Raw genomic sequence first — 18,528 nt, 5'->3', positions numbered from 1 at the left:
CTCGAACCATGTTCATCACCGCCCGCGAACTCGCCGGAGAGCCCGGCATCCGCCACGCCTTCTTCACCCGCGAAGGCGGCGTCTCGACCGGGATCTATGCTTCCTTGAACGGCGGGCTGGGCTCTTCGGACGATCCATCCGCCATCGCCGAGAACCGGATGCGGATGGCGCAGCACCTCGCGGTCGAGCCGGCACATCTCGTCAGCCTCTACCAGGTGCATTCCGCCGATGTGGCGGTCGTCACCGGGCCCTGGGCGGGGGAGCGGCCGAAGGCCGATGCGATGGTGACGACCGCATCGCATGTCGCGCTCGGCGTCAGCACGGCCGATTGCGGGCCGATCCTCTTCGCGGACAGCGAGGCGCGGGTGGTGGGCGCCGCCCATGCCGGCTGGAAGGGGGCGTTCACCGGCATCGTCGGCGCGACCGTGACCGCGATGGAGAAGCTCGGCGCACGGCGAGAGCGTGTCACGGCCGTGCTTGGGCCGACCATCAGCGCAAGGGCCTATGAGGTGGGGCCGGAATTCATCGAGCGTTTCAAGGCTGAGAACCGGACCTATGCGCGCTTCTTCACGCCGTCCGAGCGGCCGGCCCATGCGCTGTTCGACCTCCCGGCTTTCATCACGCTCAAGGCGCAGGAGGCGGGAATCGGCCGATTCGTCGATATGGGCCTGTGCACCTATGGCGACGAGAAGCACTTCTTCAGCTATCGGCGCACCACCCATCGCGGCGAACCCGATTACGGCCGCCTGATTTCGGCGATCGTGCTCGACTGAACGGGAAACTGCCGACGGAACGGTCATAGCGCTTGTCGCGGCCCGCAAGCGGAGTCATCGTCGCTGCAGGCTGGTGGGAATGCATCGCTTCCCCGGCTCACAGACGTTCTTCGGGCGATGCATTCACATGCGGGGGCCGAGATGGAACAGATTCTGATGAACCTGATCGCCGGTGCGATCGGGGGGAATGCCGCCGGCAAGACCAGTCCCAGCTTCGATCTCGGGACATTGGGCAATACGATTTCCGGGCTGGTAGGCGGCGGCGTGCTCGGCCAGCTCGTCCCGCTCGTGCTGCCCGCGATCAGCGCGGCTGCACAGGGTGGCAATCTCAGCGTTGGCGGGGTCCTGACGAACCTGATCGCGGGCGGCGCGGGCGGCGCCGTCCTGACCGCGATCATCGGCGCGCTCAAGAACAGGGCAGCCTGACAGCGGTCCGCGAATACGGCAGCCCGGCTTCCCGCGGAGCCGGGCTGCGTTTTCTGCAGGGGCGCAACCTTGCGAGCGACACTCCGGGCGGGGATGCTGCGCCCGGAAGAAGTCGGAGGCCGCCTTGTCCCGCTCGATCACCTATTACTTCTCGCTTCACTCGCCTTGGACCTATCTGGGCAACGCGACCTTCCACGACATTGCGCGCCGGCATGGCTGCACGATCGATTACCGGCCGATGCCCTTGCGCTCGGTGTTCGACGAGACGGGCGGGCTGCCACTGCCGAAACGGCATCCCGTGCGGCAACACTACAGGTTGGTCGATCTTCAGCGCTGGCGTGAGCGGCGCGGCCTGCCGCTCGTGCTTCAGCCCAAGCATTTTCCCTTCGATCCGTCCTTGGCCGACCGGATGACGACCGCGATTCCGGCTGGTGGCGGCGATCCTTTTGCCTTCATCAGCGATGTGATGGCGGGCGTCTGGGCACGCGACGAAGACATGGGCCGCCCTGAAGCGCTTCTGGCTTGCGCGAACCGAGCGGGGCTCGACGGGTTGGCTTTGCTCGCCGCGGCCGACAGCCCGCCGATCCGGCAACGCTACGAGGCCGCGCTGGGTCAGGCCGTCGAGGCCGGTGTCTTCGGGGCACCGAGCTATGTGCTCGATGGCGAGGTGTTCTGGGGGCAGGATCGGCTCGAACTGCTCGATTCGGCACTGGCGAGCGGACGTGCTCCCTATCGGCCCGACAGCGAAGCCTGAGAATCAGCCGACGATATCGGGCGTGCGCCAGCCGAGATGCTGGCCGGCATCGACCGCGATCATCTGGCCGGTCACCGAGCGCGCCCGAGCCAGGTAGAGAACGGCCTCGGCGATCTCGCCCGGGGAGACCTTGTGGCCGAGCAAGGTCGCTGCCGCCTCCTGTTCCATCAGCGCGGGGCCGTCATAGGCGTTGGGAAAGGTTGGGCCGGGGCCGACCGCGTTGACACGAATCCGCGGGGCGAGCGCCTGCGCCAGGGTTCGCGTCGCGGTGAGCAGGGCGGCCTTGGTCAGCGTGTACGAGTAATACTGCGGCGTCAGCTTCCAGACGCGCTGGTCGACGATATTGACGACCGCTCCGCCCGCTTGCTCCGGCAGATGTGTCGCCAAGGCCCCAATCAACAGCGAGGGCGCGCGCAGATTGACTGCGAACTGGCGATCCCAGGCTGCAACGTCGAGCGAGCGGACATCGTCGTCGACGAAGCTCGCGGCGCTGTTGACCAGCAGCGTGACCGGCCCCAGCGCCTCCGCAGCTGCCGGAATCAAGGCAGACACGGCCTGCGTATCGGCGAGATCGGCGGCGAGGGTGCAGCAGGCGGAACCGGCGCCGCGGAGTTCGGCGGCCAGGGCTTCGGCCTCATCGCGACTGTCACCGTGGTGGATCGCGAGTGCGTAGCCGGCTTGCGCCAGTCGCGTGACGATCGCGCGGCCGATACGCCTCGCACCGCCCGTGACCAGCGCGACTTCAGTCATCCGAGGAGGGCCGGTCGCCGGGCGTCACCACGCCCTTGACGGAAGAGCGCCGCTGCAACCGACGCTCCCAATGCTTGGCAGCGCGCAGATAGCGATAGAACGCATAATTCATCGCGGTCATGAAGCCGTAGACGCCGCGCAGCGCATGGCGGCGGCCGATATAGGCCTTGACGAAATTGGCGGGAAATTCGGCCAGGAGCCTGAATGCCGAGAGCGTCTCGCCGCGGGCGTCGAGATCATCCGCCTGGGCATCGCTGTAGGCATTGAGTTTTTCCATCTGCTCGCCCAGCGACCGGACGGAGAAGTGGTGGATCGTACCCTTCAGCCGTCCGACCTTGGTGCCGGGCAGCAGATCGACGCGGTCGTGCACAGGCGAAAGCGAATAGCGGCCCCAGCTCTTGCGATAGAGCCGCACGGGGGCGAGCGCATAGGCGAAGCGATGCGGCGCCTTCTCGCCAGGGAAGATCTCGGCGATGCGGATCTTGTAGGCGTCGGCTGGCGGTGGGCCGCTGGCAAAAAGCGCGGAAATCTCGGCCACGAGATCCGGTGGCAGCACTTCGTCGGCATCGACGTTGAGGAGCCAATCGTGACGGCACTGTTCTTCCGCGAAGCGCTTCTGCTGGCCGTAGCCCGGCCAGGGATTGAAGATCACGCGGGCGCCGAGCGATTCCGCCAGGGCCTGAGTCCCATCGGTCGAACCGGAGTCGACCAGCACGATGTCGTCGCTGAGCGCGCGGGCGGCTTCGATGGTGCGCCCGATGCGGTCCACTTCATTCAGTGCGATGAGGAAAATCGAGAGAGGAGGCACGGTTCCGTCACTTCTTGAGATTCCACGGCTTAAGCATGTCCAGTCCGGTGCGGCAAGTTTAGTGCCTGAAGCCCTGGGCAGATCTCGTTGAAATTGTGGAACCTTAAACTGCGGGCTGCGTTCGTCGCCCGGACCCGTTCCCGTCAGCGAGCGGGGCTAGCGTGTTATTAGTATTCGATCTAGCATGCCTATTCCTATGAGCGTGGTTAACCTGTATTTACCTATTTGCGTGCAGTCATCGCATTCGTGCCGCATTTCTGCCGCGGTCTGCACGACAGATGTGCTTCCGATGCAACAGACAAAGCCGTGGCCCTGTCTTATAAAGGGTTCATCGAAATCACCTGCCGGCCTGTCCGGCGCTTGCGACGACTAAGGAGTTTATCATGAAGAAGTATCTGCTTGCGAGCGTCGCCGCGCTCGGCATTGTCGCCGCTGGCGCTGCCTCGGCTGCCGACCTGCCGTCCCGCAAGGGCCCGGTCGCTGCTCCGGTTTACGTTCCCGTCTTCACCTGGACCGGCTTCTACATCGGTGCCAACGCCGGCTACGGCTGGGGCAACGTGAACAGCAACGGCTTCAACAACATCGGCAACCTCGACGGCTTCGTCGGCGGTGGTCAGGTCGGCTACAACTACCAGATCGGCCAGTTCGTGGTCGGCGCGGAAGCTGACATCCAGGGCGCTGACCTCAGCACCGGTGGCAACTTCTTCGGCGCCAGCGTCAAGACCGAGTACTTCGGCACCGTCCGTGCTCGCCTCGGCGTCGCCTTCGACCGGTTCATGCCCTACATCACCGGCGGCTGGGCCTATGGCAACGTGAAGACCTCGATCCCGGGCATCGGCTTCTCGTCCGACCGCACCCACACCGGCGGCTGGGCCCTCGGTGGTGGTCTCGAGTACGCCTTCACCAACAACCTGATCGCTGGCGTCGAGTACCTCTACGTCGACCTCGGCGACAAGAACATCACCACGCTGGCTGGCACCGGCAAGGTCGGCACCGATTTCTCGGTCGTCCGCGCTCGCCTCAGCTACAAGTTCTGATCTTCTCCTCTCGGAGACAGAACGAACCCGGTGGCCTCGGCCACCGGGTTTTTTGTTGTCGCGGTCCGGCGGATACTCCGCCCAGCTTCTGCCATGGAAACGCCGGCAGCTTTTGACTGCCGGCGGACCGGATTGATCAAGGCATCGGGATGGCCGATGTCGGTCGAGCTGTTCAGCCTTTGAAGCGCGTGGTCTCGAAGGCTGGGACGCGGGCCGCGAAATCGTCGAGCCAGGCGACGAGCGCCGGATGAGCGGCACGCCATTTTCCCGCGAAGCGCAGATCCAGATAGCCGAGCGCGCAGGCCAAGGCGATCTCGCCGATACGCGGGCGATCCGGGAAGGCGGGAGGCGCTGCCTCCAGCGCGGCGAGGCCGCGCGCAACCTTGCCTTCCTGATGGGACAGCCAGTTCGGGTTGCGCCCTTCCTCTGGGCGGAAGCGGCCTTCATAGACCTGGAGCAGGGCTGCGTCGGCGATACCGTCGGCAAGCGCTTGCAGACGGAGCTGCAGGAAACGCTCCTGGCCGGCCGGGATGAGCCTGCCGCCGGAGATATGGTCGAGATAGTCGAGGATGACCCGCGAATCGAACAGCGTCGTGCCGTCGTCCAGAATCAGCGTCGGGATCTTGCCGAGCGGGTTCTGCTGACGCAGCGGCTCCGACGGATCGGTCGTGTCGGCTGCGACGATTTCGATGCGGTCCATCAGCCCGAGTTCGAGGGCCGCCATCTTGACCTTGCGGCCGAAGGGAGAGGCGGGGGAGGAGCGCAAGACGAGCATCGGCGAATTCCTTCGGGAGAGCGGGCGATCAGCCGTCGGGGCGGATCGCGTCGCAGAGATAGCGCGGTCGCGGCCCCTGCGCGAGCCGCTCGGTCAGGGCCGGCAGCAGGATGTCCGCTTCCTTGGCGAGCAGCCATGGCGGGTTGACGATCAAAAGACCTGTCGCACCGAGGCCGCCTGCCGCTTCGGGCCGATCGACCGCGATCTCCAGGCGCAGGATCCGGGTGATTCCGCTCTCGACGATCTCTTCCACCATGCGCTCCACAGCCCGGAGATCCTTGATCGGATACCAGAGCGCGTAGATGCCGGTCGGCCATTTGCGGTGGGCCGCGATGAACTGGGCGGCGAGGGTCGCAAACTCGTCCTTCTGTTCGAAAGGTGGGTCGATCAGGACGAGGCCGCGGCGTTCCTTGGGCGGCACATTGGCCCTGAGTGCCGTCCAGCCGTCGATCGCCAGCGCCTTGCAACGCCTGTCGCGCCCGATCGCCTCGACAAGCTTCTGATAGGTCGGCGGATGTAGCTCGGCTGCGATAAGCCGGTCCTCGGGCCGCATGAGGTTGCGGCAGAACCAGGGCGAGCCCGGATAGGCGCCGGCTCCGTAGAGAGCGCGGATGCCGGCAATCGCGGCACGGTAGGGGGCAAGCAATTCCTCGGCCGCGGGGGCGAGCGGCGACTGGTCGAGCCGCGCCACGCCATCCTTCCACTCATGCGTCCGCAGCGCTTCCTCGGAGCCGAGGTCGTAGCGCCCGCTGCCGGCATGGGTGTCGATGATGCGATAGGGCGTCGGCTTGGCGGCGAGATGCAGCAGGACGCGCGTGAGAACGACATGCTTGAGCACATCGGCGAAGTTTCCGGCATGGAAGCCGTGGCGGTAGTTCATGGCTGCGTTCGTAGATCATGCGGCCCGCGCCTGAAAGCGGCAAAGGCCATCGCGACAGCCGCTTTCAGCGCGGTGCGACGACGGTGAATTCGCGGGCGCGGCAACCGGAACGATCGACCTGCTGGCAACTGCGAAATTCGCGGAGATCCTTGCTCAAGCAGATTCGGACTTCCTGCAGCACGCCCCGCTTGCACGCGACGGACATCATGTCGGTGCGCAGGCCGGGATTGGCCGCGACGAAGGCGCGTTCGAGATCGATCGCCGTCCAGCTCTGGTCGCGATCGGCCTTGGCGAGAGCCGGCGGAATAGCCACCTTGTCGCGGGCGCGGCGGACATCGCGAAAATAATCGCCCGGGCTCGATCCGCTGCAGGTGCCGTGCTTGCGCCATTCGTAGCGGGCAAGGCTTTCGCTCGGAAACAAGCCATCCGCCTCGCTCAGCGCGAGCCGCGAGGGCGAACGGCCGGCGGGCCCGCAATCGCTGGGGTAGCCACGCTCGTTCTGCGGCCAGAGGCCGTGGACGACGAAGCGAAGGCCGTTGGCCTCGCCGCACTGCTCACGGTTGCGGGTGCGATCACCATCGAGTTCGCAGAAGCCGGGCGACCAGGACAGGGCCAGGACGTAGAAATCAAACTCGCCCGGCGTGCCGCCGCGCGAGCCGAAGCCCTGCGCGGAGGCGGTGGCGCCGAACCAAAGCAGCGACAGGGCTGCGAGCGCGAGGCGCTTCATCATGGCGCGCTCTGCGCGTCAGGGGCGCGCCATCTGGCAGTCGGGCGCATAGGCCCGGTTGCGGTCGAGACCGCTGACGCACCAGTTGACGTTCCAGGTCATCCCGAAGAGGCCGAGACGCTCGCGGACGGAATAATCGACGCGGTGGAAGTTCCCGTCGTTGAGCAAGATGCGGCCGGTGCAGAAGCGGCGCGGAATGAAGTCGTCGCCCCAGGGGCGAAAGCCGATCTGCGCGATGCGGTCATAGTTCACCGCGCGAAGCGGGCCCCAGAACTTCGCTTCGCGGGAGTTGAACCAGCTCGTCAGTTCGTCGAGCACGGCAGGATCCTCGCAGGCGGGGACGTTGCCGGAATAGGGGATGATGCGCGCCTCCGCCCGGTCCGCGGGATCAACGTAGCGGCGGCCGGTCGCGCCGGCGGCAAAGGCCGTCAGGCAGGCGAGAGAGACGAGGGCGGTTCGCAGCAGGGCGCGGCGCATGGAATCAGGCCTCTTCAGGAGGGCAAAGCTAGACGGCACGATGGCGATGCCGCGGGCGAGGGTCAAGAAAAGATGCTTCTCGTTGCTCTTGCGGAGCGCCCTGGGGTCTTTGCGGTAACAGTCTCCGCGTCATGCGAGACAGTCGGGGCATCTCGTCGGATGCCATGCTGGTGCGCTTCTCCGGCTTCGGACAGATTGTGCGTGATAGGGGAGACGCCATGACGAACTGCTTCGACGATCCGGCCGCGCGCATCGCGGATGCCGATGTGTTGCGCAATCATATCGGCCCGGTCCATCCGCTGGCGACCGGCAAGGTCCTGAGCAGGCTCGACCGGTTCTGCCGCGATTTCATCGCCCTCTCGCCGTTTCTCGTGCTGGCGAGTTGCGATGCGCAGGGCAATGCCGATGCGAGCCCGCGCGGAGACGGGCCCGGCTTCGTGCGCGTGCTCGACGACAAGACGCTGCTGATTCCGGATCGGCGCGGCAACAACCGGGTCGATTCCCTCGGCAATGTCATGTCCGCGCCCGGCGTCGGCCTGGTCTTCATGGTGCCGGGCATTCCCGAGACGTTGCGCGTGAACGGCAAGGGGCGGGCTACGCGCGATGCCGAACTGCTGGCGCCGTCGGCCATGCTTGAGCGTGCGCCGGTCACCGGCCTGATCGTCGAGGTCGAGGAGGCCTATTTCCACTGCGGCAAGGCGCTGATCCGCTCGAAGCTGTGGGACCCGGCTTCGCAGGTGCCACGCCATAGCTTCCCGACGCTCGGCCGCATCATCGCGGACCAGACCAAGGCGGTCGATGGCGACGAGGCCGATCGCAATCTCGAAGAAGGCTATCGCACGCGCCTCTACTGACGGGGCGCCGGACAGATCGAACGAGGTTCCCGGGGCCGTTGTCTGCCGGCCGTCCTTGGTCGGCGGGCGTCAGGGAGCACCGGCTCCCGTCGCTTCAATCGGTGACGGCGCGGGGGCCGCCCGGCGCTCGAGGATGAGCAGGGCGAGGCCCGCGGCCACGATCAGAGCCGCGCCGCACAGCATGGCCGGTGTCGGCCAGTCGTGGAAGATGAACCAGCCGAAAACCAGTGCCCAGACGATCAGCGTATACTGATAGGGGACGACGACAGAGGCTTCCGCCAGCTTGAGCGAGCGGGTGACGCAGATATGCGCGGTCATGGCGACGATGCCGAGAAGGCCGAGCAGGGCCGCGTCCTTCAGGCTCGGCGTAACCCAGCCGAAGGGCAGCAGCGCGAGGCCCATCAGCAGCGCGCCGAGCGTCTGCCAGGTCACCAGCGTCACGTCCGGCGTGCCGCGCAGCTGCCGGCCGGCGATCATCATCGCAGCAAAGAAGAAGCTGCCGACCACGGCGATCAGCGCCGGCATGGACAGGCTCGCGCCGCTCGGATTGAGGGCGACAGCGACGCCGACGAAGCCCAGCGCCACGGCAAGCCAGCGCCAGCCATCGACGCGCTCGCCCAGCAGCAAAGCCGCGAGGATGACGACCCAGACCGGTGCGGCGAGCCAGATCGTCATGGTGTCGGCGAGCGGCAGATAGCTGACGGCGAGATAGAACAGCGCGACCTCGCCGGAGCCGAAGAGGACGCGCAGCGCCTGCAGGCGGGGACGCTCCGGCTTCAAGGTTCGGTGTACACCCTGCTTGAAGACGAAGGGCATGATGACGACGAGCGCGGCCAGGCTGCGCATCACCAGGACCTGCCCCACCGTGTAGGTGGCGACCAGCCATTTGCCCATCACGTCGTTGAGCGAAAACAGCAGGATGCCGAGGAGCATCATGGCGATGCCGGTGAGGGAGGCGTTGCGGGCGGTCATGGCGGGGCGTTGGTTCTCTGAAGCGGGCCACAACTGGCCGAGTCCGGGAGTTCTGGCAATCCTGCGCCGCAGCATCGCGGGTGCTGCTTCATAATTTAAGTATTGACTTAATTAAGCGAGAGCGGAATCATTCCGGCATGGACCGCTTCGCCGCCCTTGCCGACCCGACCCGTCGCAGCATCGTCGAGATGCTGGCGGAGCGAGCGCTTCCCGCTGGGGATATCGGGGCGCACTTCAGTGCGAGCCCCCCGGCGATCTCGCAGCATCTCAAGGTGTTGCGCGAGGCGGGGCTGGTGACGGTCGAGGTCCGTGGCCAGCAGAGGATCTATCGGCTCGACCCGGCCGGGCTCGATGCCTTCGACGCCTGGCTGCGCCGGGTGCGGCGCTTCTGGGGGCGCCATCTCGATCTGCTGGAGCAGGAACTCGCAAAGCCCGAGGCGGGCGAGGGAGAAACGCGATGAGCGAATATGGTGTCGTGCTGGAAAGCGGGGCGGTGCGCTTCGAGCGCTTGCTGCCGGGACCGATCGAGCGCGTTTGGTCCTATATCGCGGAATCTGAGAAGCGCGGGAAATGGCTGGCGACAGGGGTGTTTGAGCTGCGGGCCGGCGGGCAGGCCGAACTGCTGTTCAGGCACTCCGAAATCACCGATGAGGCACCGCCGGAGGCCTACCGCGGCGTGCATGAGAACGGCGTGCGCGCGACCGGCACGATCACGCGCTGCGAGGCGCCGCGGATCATCGCCTTCACCTGGGGTGGCGGCGGCGAGCCGGAGTCCGAGGTCGAGTTCGCGCTGACTCCCAAGGGCGACAAGGTCCTGCTGGTGGTGACGCACCGCAAGCTCCCCAGCAAGGCGGAGATGACCAGCGTTTCCGGCGGCTGGCACATGCATCTGGGCCTGTTGGAGGATCTGCTCAGCGGCAGCGCGCGCCGCGGGTTCTGGTCAAGGCATGCGAAGCTCGAAGCCGAATATGCCGCACGCTATGCCGGCTTGCCGGAACCTGGCGGGGCGGATTGACTACAAGCTCGCCGCCGCCCGCGCAGCCTGGTCGTACTGGCCCGACAGGGAACGCATCGCGGCGGCGATCTCCGAGAGTCGGGCGGGATCCGTGCCGGTCGCACGGACGGATTTGACCAGGAGCTGCTCGCGGATCTGAGCGTAGCGCCGGCAGGCCTCCTCGCCGGCCGGAGTAACCTCGACGGTCTTCTCCTTGCCCTTGCGACCGCCCTTGAGCAGCTTCAGCCGTTCGAGCTTCTTCATCGAATAGTTCACCAGATGGGTGTCCTCGATATTGAGCACGAGGCAGACATCGGCGAGCCGCTTCGGTTTGCCGCGGTGGTTGACGTTGTGCAGCACGAGCACGTCGAGCGGCGACAGGTCAGCGATACCGGCCGCCGCCATGCAACGGATCATCCAGCGCTGGAAGGCATGCACCGTCATGTTCATGGCGAACTCGAATTCCGAGAGCGCCGGTAATGCTCCCGATGCGAGGTGGCCGGAGGAGACGATCGGGCCGAGGTCGTCGGGGGGCGAAGAGGTCATGGCGCTCGATCGTCCTGAATAGAAACGCTGCGTCGTCCCGGACAAGCCGCGTGAGCGGCGCCGATCCGGGATCCATGCCTGAATCACTCCGGCATGGATCCCGGGTTTCCTCCGGTCGCCCGGGATGACCGTGATCGCGATTTGGCGCGGGGGCGAAGCGCCCGCCTCACATCTTCTTATAGGAGTCGACGATCGCCTGGCCGTCGCTGCCGGCCTTCTTCAACCAGTCGGCGGTCAGCGTCTCGCCCGCCTTCTTGAAACCGGCCGCCAGTTCCGGCGACGGTGCCTGCACCTTCATGCCCTTGGCCTTGAGCTGGTCGATGTACCAGCCGGCCTTATCCTGCCACATCTTCCAGCCGCGTTCCTCGGCGGCGGCGGCGGCCTTGAGGATGGCGTCCTGCGTCGGCTTGTCGAGGGCGTTGAACGCCGCCTTGTTGACGAAGGTCGCATCCTTCGGGATCCAGGCCTGGACGTCATAGAAACGGTCGAGCGACTCCCAGACCTTGGAATCGTAGCCGGTGCCGCCCGACGACATGAAGGAGTTGACGACGCCCGTGGCGAGCGCCTGCGGCAGTTCCGCCGCCTGGATGGTGACGGACTGCATGCCGAGCAATTCGCCGAGGCGGGCTGTGCCGACATTGTAGGAGCGCCATTTCAGCCCCTTCATGTCCTCCACCGTGTTGATGTCCTTCTTGGCGTAGACGCCCTGCGGCGCCCAGGGAACCATGAAGAGCAGCTTGATGCCCTGCGCGTCGAGCTTCTTCTCGACGGCCGGCTTCGAGGCGAGATAGAGCTTCTTCGCATCGGCGAAGCTGGTCGCCAGGAAGGGCACCACGTCGATGCCGTAGATCGGGTCCTCGTTCTCATGGAGCGACATCAGGACCTCGCCCATCTGGGCCTGGCCGCTGGCGACGGCGCGCTTGATTTCGGGCGCCTTGAACAGAACCGCGTTGGCATGGACCGTGATCTGGAGCTTGCCTGATGTCGCAGCCTCGACGTCCTTGGCGAAGAGGGCGAGGTTTTCCGTATGCGGATTGTCGGTCGGATAGGCGTTGGGGAGATTCCACTTCGTCTGCGCCGAGGCCGGGGCGGCCATGGCGAGCGCGCTGACGCCGAGGGCGAAGGCGGCTGCCGTCAAGGTTCTGCGGTTGATCATGCTGACATTCCCTCTCTCTGGTTGATTGTGATTGCGACGGTCACCGATCCGGGAAGGCCAGGTTCGGCAAATAGAGCACGATGTCGGGGAAGGTGGTGATGATGATGACGGCGACGTTCAGCAGAAGGAAGAACGGAAAGGCCGCCTTCGCAATCGTCATCGTGTCCTTGCCGCTCATGTTCTGCAGCACGAACAGGTTGAAGCCGACCGGCGGGGTGATCTGCGCCATCTCGACATGGATGACGAGGTAGACGCCGAACCAGACGAGATCGAAGCCGGCCTCCTTCACCATCGGCAGCACGATCACCGCCGTCAGCACGATCATCGAGATGCCGTCGATCAGGCAACCCAGGATGATGTACATGCAGGTCAGCGCCAGCACGAGCATATGCGGGGAGAGCGACTGGCCCTTGACCCAGTCCGCCAGCGCCGCCGGGATGCCGGTATAGGCCATCGCCGCCGTGCAGAAGGCCGCGCCGGCCAGGATCAGCATGATCATGCAGGTCAGGCGCGTCGCGCTCATCACGCTTTCGACGAAGGTTCCCCAGGTCAGCGTGCCGCTCCACCAAGCCAGGAACAGCGCGCCGGTCACACCCCAGGCGGCGCACTCGGTCGCGGTGGCGAAGCCGAGCACGAGTGAGAGGAAGACGGCCGCGATGAGCAGCAGACAGGGCGCGAGCTTGGCGGACTGGTGGACCTTGGCCATGAACGCCATCGGCGGATCGCGCGGCGGCACCTTCTTCGGGTTCAGCCAGGACCAGATGATGACGTAGCCCATATAGAGCGCCATCACGAGCAGGCCGGGCAGGAAGCCGCCGAGGAAGACCTGCAGCACGGAGACATTTGCCGTGACCGCGTAGACGACCATCGGGATCGACGGCGGGATCAGCAGTCCGAGGGTGCCGGAGCCGGCGAGCGTGCCGATGCTGATGCCTTCGTCATAGCCGCGCTTCTTGAGCTCCGGCAGGGCGATCTTGCCGATCGTCGCGCAGGTCGCCGCCGAGGAACCGGAGACGGCGGCGAATATGCCGCAACCGACGATATTGGTATGCACGAGCCGACCCGGCAGCCATTGCAGCCACGGGGCGAGGCCCTGGAACATCTGCGCCGACAGCCGCGTCCGGAACAGGATTTCGCCCATCCAGATGAAGAGCGGCAGCGCGGCCAGCGTCCAGGAGGCCGAGGCGCTCCAGACGGTCGTGGCCAGCACCTGTCCGATCGGGACATCGGTGACGAGGACCATGGCGAGCAGGCCGACGAGGCCGAGGCCGACGGCGATCCAGACACCGCTGGCGAGGATGACGACGAGGAAACCGAGCAGGACGATGGCGAGGACTGGAAGGGTCATGGCTCAGACGCCCCCGCCTTGCGCGACGCGCTCGATCAGCTCTTCCGTCGTCTGCGGCGGCTCGGGCTCGTAGGTCGGCTTGCCGCCGCGCGCCACGGTGATCCATTCCTCGGCGATCGCGACCAGCAGGATCGCCAGTCCGATGACCATGCCGCTCTGCGGAATCCAGAGCGGCACCGAAACGACGCCGGTGGACATGTCGAAGAACTGCCAGGAATCATAGGCGAGCTTTCCGGCCTGCCAGGTGAAATAGCTGATGAAGGCCCCGGCGATCGTCAGGGAGACCAGTTCCGCGATCCGTCGCGCGCGGCCATGCAGGCGCTCGAGCAGCAGCCCGACGCGGATCATCTCGCCCTTCCTGAAGGTGTGGGCAAGGCCAAGGAAGGCCATCGCGACCAAGGACCAGGCGGTGAAGTCGTCGCCGGAGGGGACGTTGAGATTGATCTCGCGGCCGACCGACAGCAGCATCATCAGCACGAAGATGCCGACGAGAAAGAACCCTGCGAGGTAGCCGGCGGCAAGATAGAGCGCATCGAGCGTGCGGCGGATCATGGCGTGCGCCGCTCCCGCCGGTCGATGGCGCGTGCGCGCCCGGTTGCCAGGGTTGCTCGCATCGTCACATCCTCCGCTTTCGTACCGGCCTGGCCCCTCAGCCATGTTCCAGTCACAATCGAGATCGTAGCCGTCGGAATCGCCTTGTCAATAACTCATCGACGATTTATCGATAAAACGTCAGCGTAATCCATTGCTGGCCTGGCGGAGGGGAGATCGTCTTATGTCGGCGGCTTACTGGGACTTCTGGATCGATCGCGGCGGCACCTTCACCGACGTGATCGGGCGCGATCCTGCTGGCAATCTCCATGCCAGGAAGCTGCTTTCGGAGAACCCCGGCGCCTATCGCGATGCGGCCGTGCAGGGCATCCGCGACCTGCTCGGGCTGAAGAAAGGCGAGCCGATCCCGGTCGGGGCCGTCGGCGAGGTGCGCATGGGCACGACCGTCGCCACCAACGCGCTGCTCGAGCGCAAGGGCGATCGGACGCTGCTCGTCACCACCAAGGGGTTCCGCGACGCACTGCGCATCGGCTACCAGGCGCGGCCCGACATCTTCGCCAAGGAGATCGTCAAGCCCGAGCAGCTCTATGACGACGTGCTGGAGGTCGAGGAGCGCGTGCTCGCCGACGGCACGGTCGAGCAGGCGATCGACGAGGCCGCGGTCCGCACGGCGCTGCAGGCGCAGTACAATGCCGGCTTCCGCGCCGTCGCCATCGTCTTCATGCATGGCTATCGCTATACGGCGCATGAGCAGGCGGCGGCGCGCATTGCTCGTGAGATCGGCTTTCCGCAGGTTTCGGTCAGCCACGAAGTCTCGCCGCTGATCAAGCTGGTCGGGCGTGGCGATACCGCCGTGGTCGACGCTTATCTCTCGCCAATCCTCGGCCGCTACGTGCAGCAGGTCTCGGAGGAACTCGACGTCGCCCGCACCGGCGCGCGATTGATGTTCATGATGTCCTCGGGCGGTCTCACCGCCGCCGAGCTGTTCCAGGGCAAGGATGCGATCCTGTCCGGTCCGGCGGGCGGCGTCGTGGGCCTCGCCGAGACCGGCCGCTCGGCCGGCTTCGACAAGGTCATCGGCTTCGACATGGGCGGCACCTCGACCGACGTTGCCCATTACGATGGCGAATACGAGCGCGCCTTCGAGACGGAGGTCGCCGGCGTGCGCATGCGTGCGCCGATGATGCTGATCCATACGGTGGCGGCCGGCGGCGGCTCGATCCTGCACTTTGATGGGGCACGCTTCCGTGTCGGGCCGGATTCGGCCGGGGCCAATCCGGGGCCAGCCGCCTATCGCCGCGGCGGGCCGCTCGCGGTGACCGACGCGAACGTCATGGTCGGCAAGCTGATCCCCTCCTACTTCCCGACGATCTTCGGCCCGCAGCAGGATCAGCCACTCGATGTCGAGGTGGTGCGGGCGAAGTTCGCCGCGCTGGCAGAGGAGGTTGGCGATGGCCGCTCGGCCGAGGAGGTCGCTGACGGCTTCATCCAGATCGCCGTCGCCAATATGGCCGAGGCGATCAAGAAGATCTCAGTGCAGCGCGGCTACGACATCACCCGCTATGCGCTGAATTCCTTCGGCGGTGCCGGCGGCCAGCATGCCTGCCTCGTCGCGGATGCGTTGGGCATCAAAACCGTGCTGCTGCACCCGTTCTCCGGGCTGCTTTCGGCCTATGGCATGGGGCTGGCCGAAATCCGCTCGACGCGCACCGCCGCGCTCGATGTTCCGGTCGACGGAGGGGCGAAGGCCGCGATCGACGCCGTGGCCGAGAAGCTCGCGGCCGAGACACGCTCGGAAGTCGCGGGGCAGGGCGTGGCGGAAGGCGACATCGTCATCCATGTCCGCGCCCATATCCGCTATGCCGGCACCGACACCGCCATCGCGGTCCCGGCCGGCCAGCGTGCGTCGATGCAGGAAGCCTTCCAGGCGGCGCATAAGGCGCGCTTCGGCTTCATGGACGAGACCAAGGCGCTGGTCGTCGAGGCTGTCGAGGTCGAGGCCGTCGGCGGCGGCGCGAAGTTCGAGGAAGCAGCGGCCGGCGAGCAGGCCGGCGAGCCGGCCGTGGCCGAGCGCACGCGCTTCTTCGCCAAGGGCGCATGGCACGATGCGGCGATCGTTCGCCGCGAGGCGATGAAGCCCGGCCAGAGCGTCGCCGGTCCCGCCATCATTATCGAGCCGAACCAGACCGTCGTCGTCGAGGACGGCTGGACGGCGAAGCTGACGGCCAAGGACCATCTCGTCCTCGTCCGCACCAAGGCGCTGATCCAGCAGGCGGCGATCGGCACCAAGGCCGACCCGGTGATGCTCGAGATCTTCAACAACCTGTTCATGTCGATCGCCGAGCAGATGGGCGTGACGCTGCAGAACACCGCCTATTCGGTGAACATCAAGGAGCGGCTCGACTTCTCCTGCGCGGTCTTCGACCAGACCGGCGCGCTCGTCGCCAACGCGCCGCACATGCCGGTGCATCTCGGCTCGATGGACCGCTCGGTCGAGACGGTGATCGCGAACAACCCGGTCATCCGGCCGGGCGACGTCTATTGCCTCAACGCGCCCTACAATGGCGGCACGCACCTGCCCGACATCACCGTCTGCACCCCGGTCTTCGATGCCGAGGATAAGGAGATCCTGTTCTGGGTGGCGAGCCGCGGCCACCACGCCGATGTCGGCGGCACGGCCCCGGGCTCGATGTCGCCGCTGGCGACCAACATCGAGGAGGAAGGCGTCTATATCGACAACTTCAAGATCGTCGACCAGGGCCGCTTCTGCGAGGAGGAGCTGGTCAAGCTGCTCACCGGTGCGCGCTATCCGGTCCGCAACGTCGTGCAGAACGTCAACGATCTGAAGGCGCAGATCGCCGCCAATGAGAAGGGCCTGGCGGAGCTGCAGAAGATGATTGGCTCCTTCGGGCTGGATGTCGTGCAGGCCTATATGGGCCATGTCCAGGACAACGCGGCCGAGAGCGTCGCGCGGCTTCTGACCAAGCTGCATGATGCCGAGTTCACCTATCCGATGGACCAGGGCTGCGCGATCAAGGTGAAGATCACCATCGACCGCGAGAAGCGCGAGGCGACGGTCGATTTCACCGGCACCTCCGAGCAGCGGCCGGACAATTTCAACGCGCCGGCGCCGGTGACGCGCGCCGCCGTGCTCTATGTCTTCCGCGTCATGGTCGACGATGCCATCCCGATGAATGCCGGCTGCTTGAGGCCGATCAGGATCGTCGTGCCGGAGGGGTCGATGTTGGCGCCGCGTTATCCGGCGGCGGTGGTCGCAGGCAATGTCGAGGTGTCGCAAGCGGTGACGAACACGCTGTTCGGCGCGCTGGAGGCGATGTCGGCCTCGCAGGGCACGATGAACAACCTCACCTTCGGCAACGACCAATATCAGTATTACGAGACGATCTGCTCGGGCTCGCCGGCCGGTCCCGGCTTCAACGGCACCTCGGGCGTGCATGTCCACATGACCAATTCGCGCCTGACCGATCCGGAAATCCTGGAGACGCGCTTCCCGGTCGTGTTGGAGGATTTCCACATCCGCCTCGGCTCCGGCGGCAAGGGCGAATGGTCGGCGGGCGACGGCACCAGCCGCACCATCCGCTTCCTCAAGACGATGGACTGCGCCATCCTCGCTTCGCACCGCAAGGTCCGGCCCTTCGGGGTGAAGGGGGGCGAACCCGGTCAACTCGGCAAGACCGTGGTGCGCAGGCTCTCGGGCGTGGTCGAGGAGCTGAAGCCTTCAGACCAGACCCTGCTCCAGGCCGGCGAGGCGGTGACGGTGATCACCCCGACGGCGGGCGGCTATGGCAAGGCGAAGGGCTGAAGCCGCGGCAGCTTGAGACGTCCCGTGCCTCAGCTCGGCATGGGCACGCGCCCCTTCACGGCGTTGGCCCGCGCGACATAGGAGGCGCGGCCATCGTCCCCGATGGTGATACGCGTGCGGACCCTGTCCTTGAGCTGTGCCACAGCCTGCGAGGGCAAGGCGGCGATGGCGGGGGCGATGGTCGCGCCGAGCGTGCTTGCGCGCCAGAACGCATCAAAATCGGCGAAATGGCGGCGTACGCTGATCTCGCGCGTCTCGACATCGCGCAGCCCGGCCTGCGTCCAGAGCTCGGCCATGCTCTCGATCCGCGAGACGTCCGCGCTCGGCGGGCGTGGCGGCGTCATTCCGAGCGCTTTGAGTTCGATCAGGACGGGGTCGAGCGGAAAGCCGCCGCCCGGCATGTCCCAGGCATAGGCGGCGACGAGGCCGCCGGGCCGCGTGACGCGCACCATCTCGGCCACGCCCTTGGCGGGGTCGGGCACGAAGAAGATCACCAGCGCCATGATTGCGGCGTCGAAGCTCCGGTCCGGATAGGGCAGTTCCATGGCATCGCCCAGCGTGAATTCCGCGAGGCTTGCGACGGCGCGTTTGCGGGCATAGTCCAGTTGCCCCTGCGATGGATCAATGCCGCTGAGGGCCGCCGGCGCGCAGCGATCGAAGATCAATTGCGTCGAGGCGCCGTTGCCGCAGCCGATATCGGCCCAACTGAGGCCTGCGGGAGCGGCGAGCCAGTCAAGGAAGACATCTCCTGCGAGGCGGCTCCACTTCCCCATCATTTCTTCATAGGCGGCGCCGTCGTTGAAGCGGATCTGCTGCTCGGTCATGTCGACGGCCTTTTCCAACGTTCGGCGGTGGGACTATCCGTCTGGAAATAGG

General features: G+C 66.2%; 20 protein-coding genes. 8 read left to right on the top strand and 12 right to left on the bottom strand.

The annotated features are described in order from the left end of the window. Positions 1-8 precede the first annotated feature (8 nt). The 3 genes from pgeF (at position 9) to AC1DE3_RS03645 (ending at position 1,953) form a co-directional block, all read left to right on the top strand. Positions 9-773: a peptidoglycan editing factor PgeF gene (pgeF, locus tag AC1DE3_RS03655; RefSeq protein ID WP_476778884.1), complete on the top strand. Its 765-nt coding sequence runs from the start codon at positions 9-11 to the stop codon at positions 771-773. A 141-nt stretch (positions 774-914) separates the two neighbouring features. Beyond that, positions 915-1,199, top strand: a complete 285-nt coding sequence (locus AC1DE3_RS03650) for a hypothetical protein (RefSeq protein ID WP_441512016.1) — start codon at positions 915-917, stop codon at positions 1,197-1,199. A 124-nt stretch (positions 1,200-1,323) separates the two neighbouring features. Beyond that, positions 1,324-1,953 (top strand): DsbA family protein, encoded by a 630-nt coding sequence (locus AC1DE3_RS03645; protein ID WP_476778885.1) that lies wholly within the window; start codon positions 1,324-1,326, stop codon positions 1,951-1,953. A 3-nt stretch (positions 1,954-1,956) separates the two neighbouring features. Here the strand turns inward: AC1DE3_RS03645 and AC1DE3_RS03640 are convergent, their stop codons facing one another. Further along, positions 1,957-2,703, bottom strand: a complete 747-nt coding sequence (locus AC1DE3_RS03640; protein ID WP_476852080.1) for an SDR family oxidoreductase — start codon at positions 2,701-2,703, stop codon at positions 1,957-1,959. Beyond that, positions 2,696-3,511 carry a glycosyltransferase family 2 protein gene (locus tag AC1DE3_RS03635; protein WP_441512019.1) on the bottom strand — a complete coding sequence of 272 codons (816 nt, stop codon included), beginning with the start codon at positions 3,509-3,511 and terminating at the stop codon, positions 2,696-2,698. The genes AC1DE3_RS03640 and AC1DE3_RS03635 overlap by 8 nt, the downstream gene beginning before the upstream one ends. A 383-nt stretch (positions 3,512-3,894) precedes the next feature. On the opposite strand from AC1DE3_RS03635, the gene AC1DE3_RS03630 reads away from it, so the two are divergent. Next, positions 3,895-4,548, top strand: coding sequence for an outer membrane protein (locus AC1DE3_RS03630; protein ID WP_476778887.1), 654 nt, complete (start codon positions 3,895-3,897; stop codon positions 4,546-4,548). Between the two features lie 172 nt (positions 4,549-4,720). Here the strand turns inward: AC1DE3_RS03630 and AC1DE3_RS03625 are convergent, their stop codons facing one another. The 4 genes from AC1DE3_RS03625 to AC1DE3_RS03610 all read right to left on the bottom strand — a co-directional run bounded on the left by AC1DE3_RS03625 (position 4,721) and on the right by AC1DE3_RS03610 (position 7,473). Beyond that, positions 4,721-5,323, bottom strand: a complete 603-nt coding sequence (locus AC1DE3_RS03625) for a glutathione S-transferase (protein WP_476778888.1) — start codon at positions 5,321-5,323, stop codon at positions 4,721-4,723. Between the two features lie 28 nt (positions 5,324-5,351). Beyond that, on the bottom strand, positions 5,352-6,203 hold the full coding sequence (locus AC1DE3_RS03620; protein ID WP_476778889.1) for a 23S rRNA (adenine(2030)-N(6))-methyltransferase RlmJ: 852 nt from the start codon (positions 6,201-6,203) through the stop codon (positions 5,352-5,354). A 64-nt stretch (positions 6,204-6,267) separates the two neighbouring features. Continuing rightward, a complete protein-coding gene (locus AC1DE3_RS03615) occupies positions 6,268-6,930 on the bottom strand; it encodes a ribonuclease T2 family protein (RefSeq protein ID WP_476779343.1) in 663 nt (220 codons plus the stop codon). 18 nt (positions 6,931-6,948) lie between these two features. Beyond that, a complete protein-coding gene (locus AC1DE3_RS03610; protein WP_441512023.1) occupies positions 6,949-7,473 on the bottom strand; it encodes a hypothetical protein in 525 nt (174 codons plus the stop codon). A gap of 152 nt (positions 7,474-7,625) precedes the next feature. Between AC1DE3_RS03610 and AC1DE3_RS03605 the strand changes: the two genes are divergently transcribed. Continuing rightward, positions 7,626-8,261 (top strand): pyridoxamine 5'-phosphate oxidase family protein, encoded by a 636-nt coding sequence (locus AC1DE3_RS03605; RefSeq protein ID WP_476778890.1) that lies wholly within the window; start codon positions 7,626-7,628, stop codon positions 8,259-8,261. A 69-nt stretch (positions 8,262-8,330) separates the two neighbouring features. On the opposite strand, the gene AC1DE3_RS03600 is transcribed toward AC1DE3_RS03605, so the two are convergent. Beyond that, positions 8,331-9,233 carry a DMT family transporter gene (locus AC1DE3_RS03600; protein ID WP_476778891.1) on the bottom strand — a complete coding sequence of 301 codons (903 nt, stop codon included), beginning with the start codon at positions 9,231-9,233 and terminating at the stop codon, positions 8,331-8,333. Between the two features lie 137 nt (positions 9,234-9,370). On the opposite strand from AC1DE3_RS03600, the gene AC1DE3_RS03595 reads away from it, so the two are divergent. Together AC1DE3_RS03595 and AC1DE3_RS03590 are read left to right on the top strand one after the other, a co-directional pair. Next, the gene (locus AC1DE3_RS03595) at positions 9,371-9,694 is read left to right on the top strand and encodes an ArsR/SmtB family transcription factor (protein ID WP_476778892.1); all 324 of its coding nucleotides are present in this window, start codon (positions 9,371-9,373) and stop codon (positions 9,692-9,694) included. Further along, positions 9,691-10,248, top strand: a complete 558-nt coding sequence (locus tag AC1DE3_RS03590; protein ID WP_476778893.1) for an SRPBCC family protein — start codon at positions 9,691-9,693, stop codon at positions 10,246-10,248. The genes AC1DE3_RS03595 and AC1DE3_RS03590 overlap by 4 nt, the downstream gene beginning before the upstream one ends. On the opposite strand, the gene AC1DE3_RS03585 is transcribed toward AC1DE3_RS03590, so the two are convergent. The 4 genes from AC1DE3_RS03585 to AC1DE3_RS03570 form a co-directional block, all read right to left on the bottom strand. After that, positions 10,249-10,773 (bottom strand): winged helix DNA-binding protein, encoded by a 525-nt coding sequence (locus AC1DE3_RS03585; protein ID WP_441512027.1) that lies wholly within the window; start codon positions 10,771-10,773, stop codon positions 10,249-10,251. Between the two features lie 166 nt (positions 10,774-10,939). Continuing rightward, positions 10,940-11,929, bottom strand: a complete 990-nt coding sequence (locus tag AC1DE3_RS03580; protein ID WP_476778894.1) for a TRAP transporter substrate-binding protein — start codon at positions 11,927-11,929, stop codon at positions 10,940-10,942. 40 nt (positions 11,930-11,969) lie between these two features. Beyond that, positions 11,970-13,277 carry a TRAP transporter large permease gene (locus AC1DE3_RS03575; RefSeq protein ID WP_476778895.1) on the bottom strand — a complete coding sequence of 436 codons (1,308 nt, stop codon included), beginning with the start codon at positions 13,275-13,277 and terminating at the stop codon, positions 11,970-11,972. Between the two features lie 3 nt (positions 13,278-13,280). Then, entirely contained in the window at positions 13,281-13,829 is a 549-nt protein-coding gene (locus AC1DE3_RS03570) for a TRAP transporter small permease (protein WP_441512030.1), read from the bottom strand. Positions 13,830-14,052: 223 nt separating this feature from the next. Between AC1DE3_RS03570 and AC1DE3_RS03565 the strand changes: the two genes are divergently transcribed. Continuing rightward, on the top strand, positions 14,053-17,652 hold the full coding sequence (locus AC1DE3_RS03565; RefSeq protein ID WP_476778896.1) for a hydantoinase B/oxoprolinase family protein: 3,600 nt from the start codon (positions 14,053-14,055) through the stop codon (positions 17,650-17,652). 29 nt (positions 17,653-17,681) lie between these two features. Here AC1DE3_RS03565 and AC1DE3_RS03560 read toward each other — a convergent pair whose 3' ends face one another. Continuing rightward, on the bottom strand, positions 17,682-18,476 hold the full coding sequence (locus AC1DE3_RS03560) for a class I SAM-dependent methyltransferase (protein WP_476778897.1): 795 nt from the start codon (positions 18,474-18,476) through the stop codon (positions 17,682-17,684). Positions 18,477-18,528 lie beyond the last annotated feature (52 nt).

The sequence above is a fragment of the Allobosea sp. 10L417 genome, from assembly GCF_056395485.1.
This window is presented reverse-complemented; position numbering and strand designations above follow the sequence as displayed.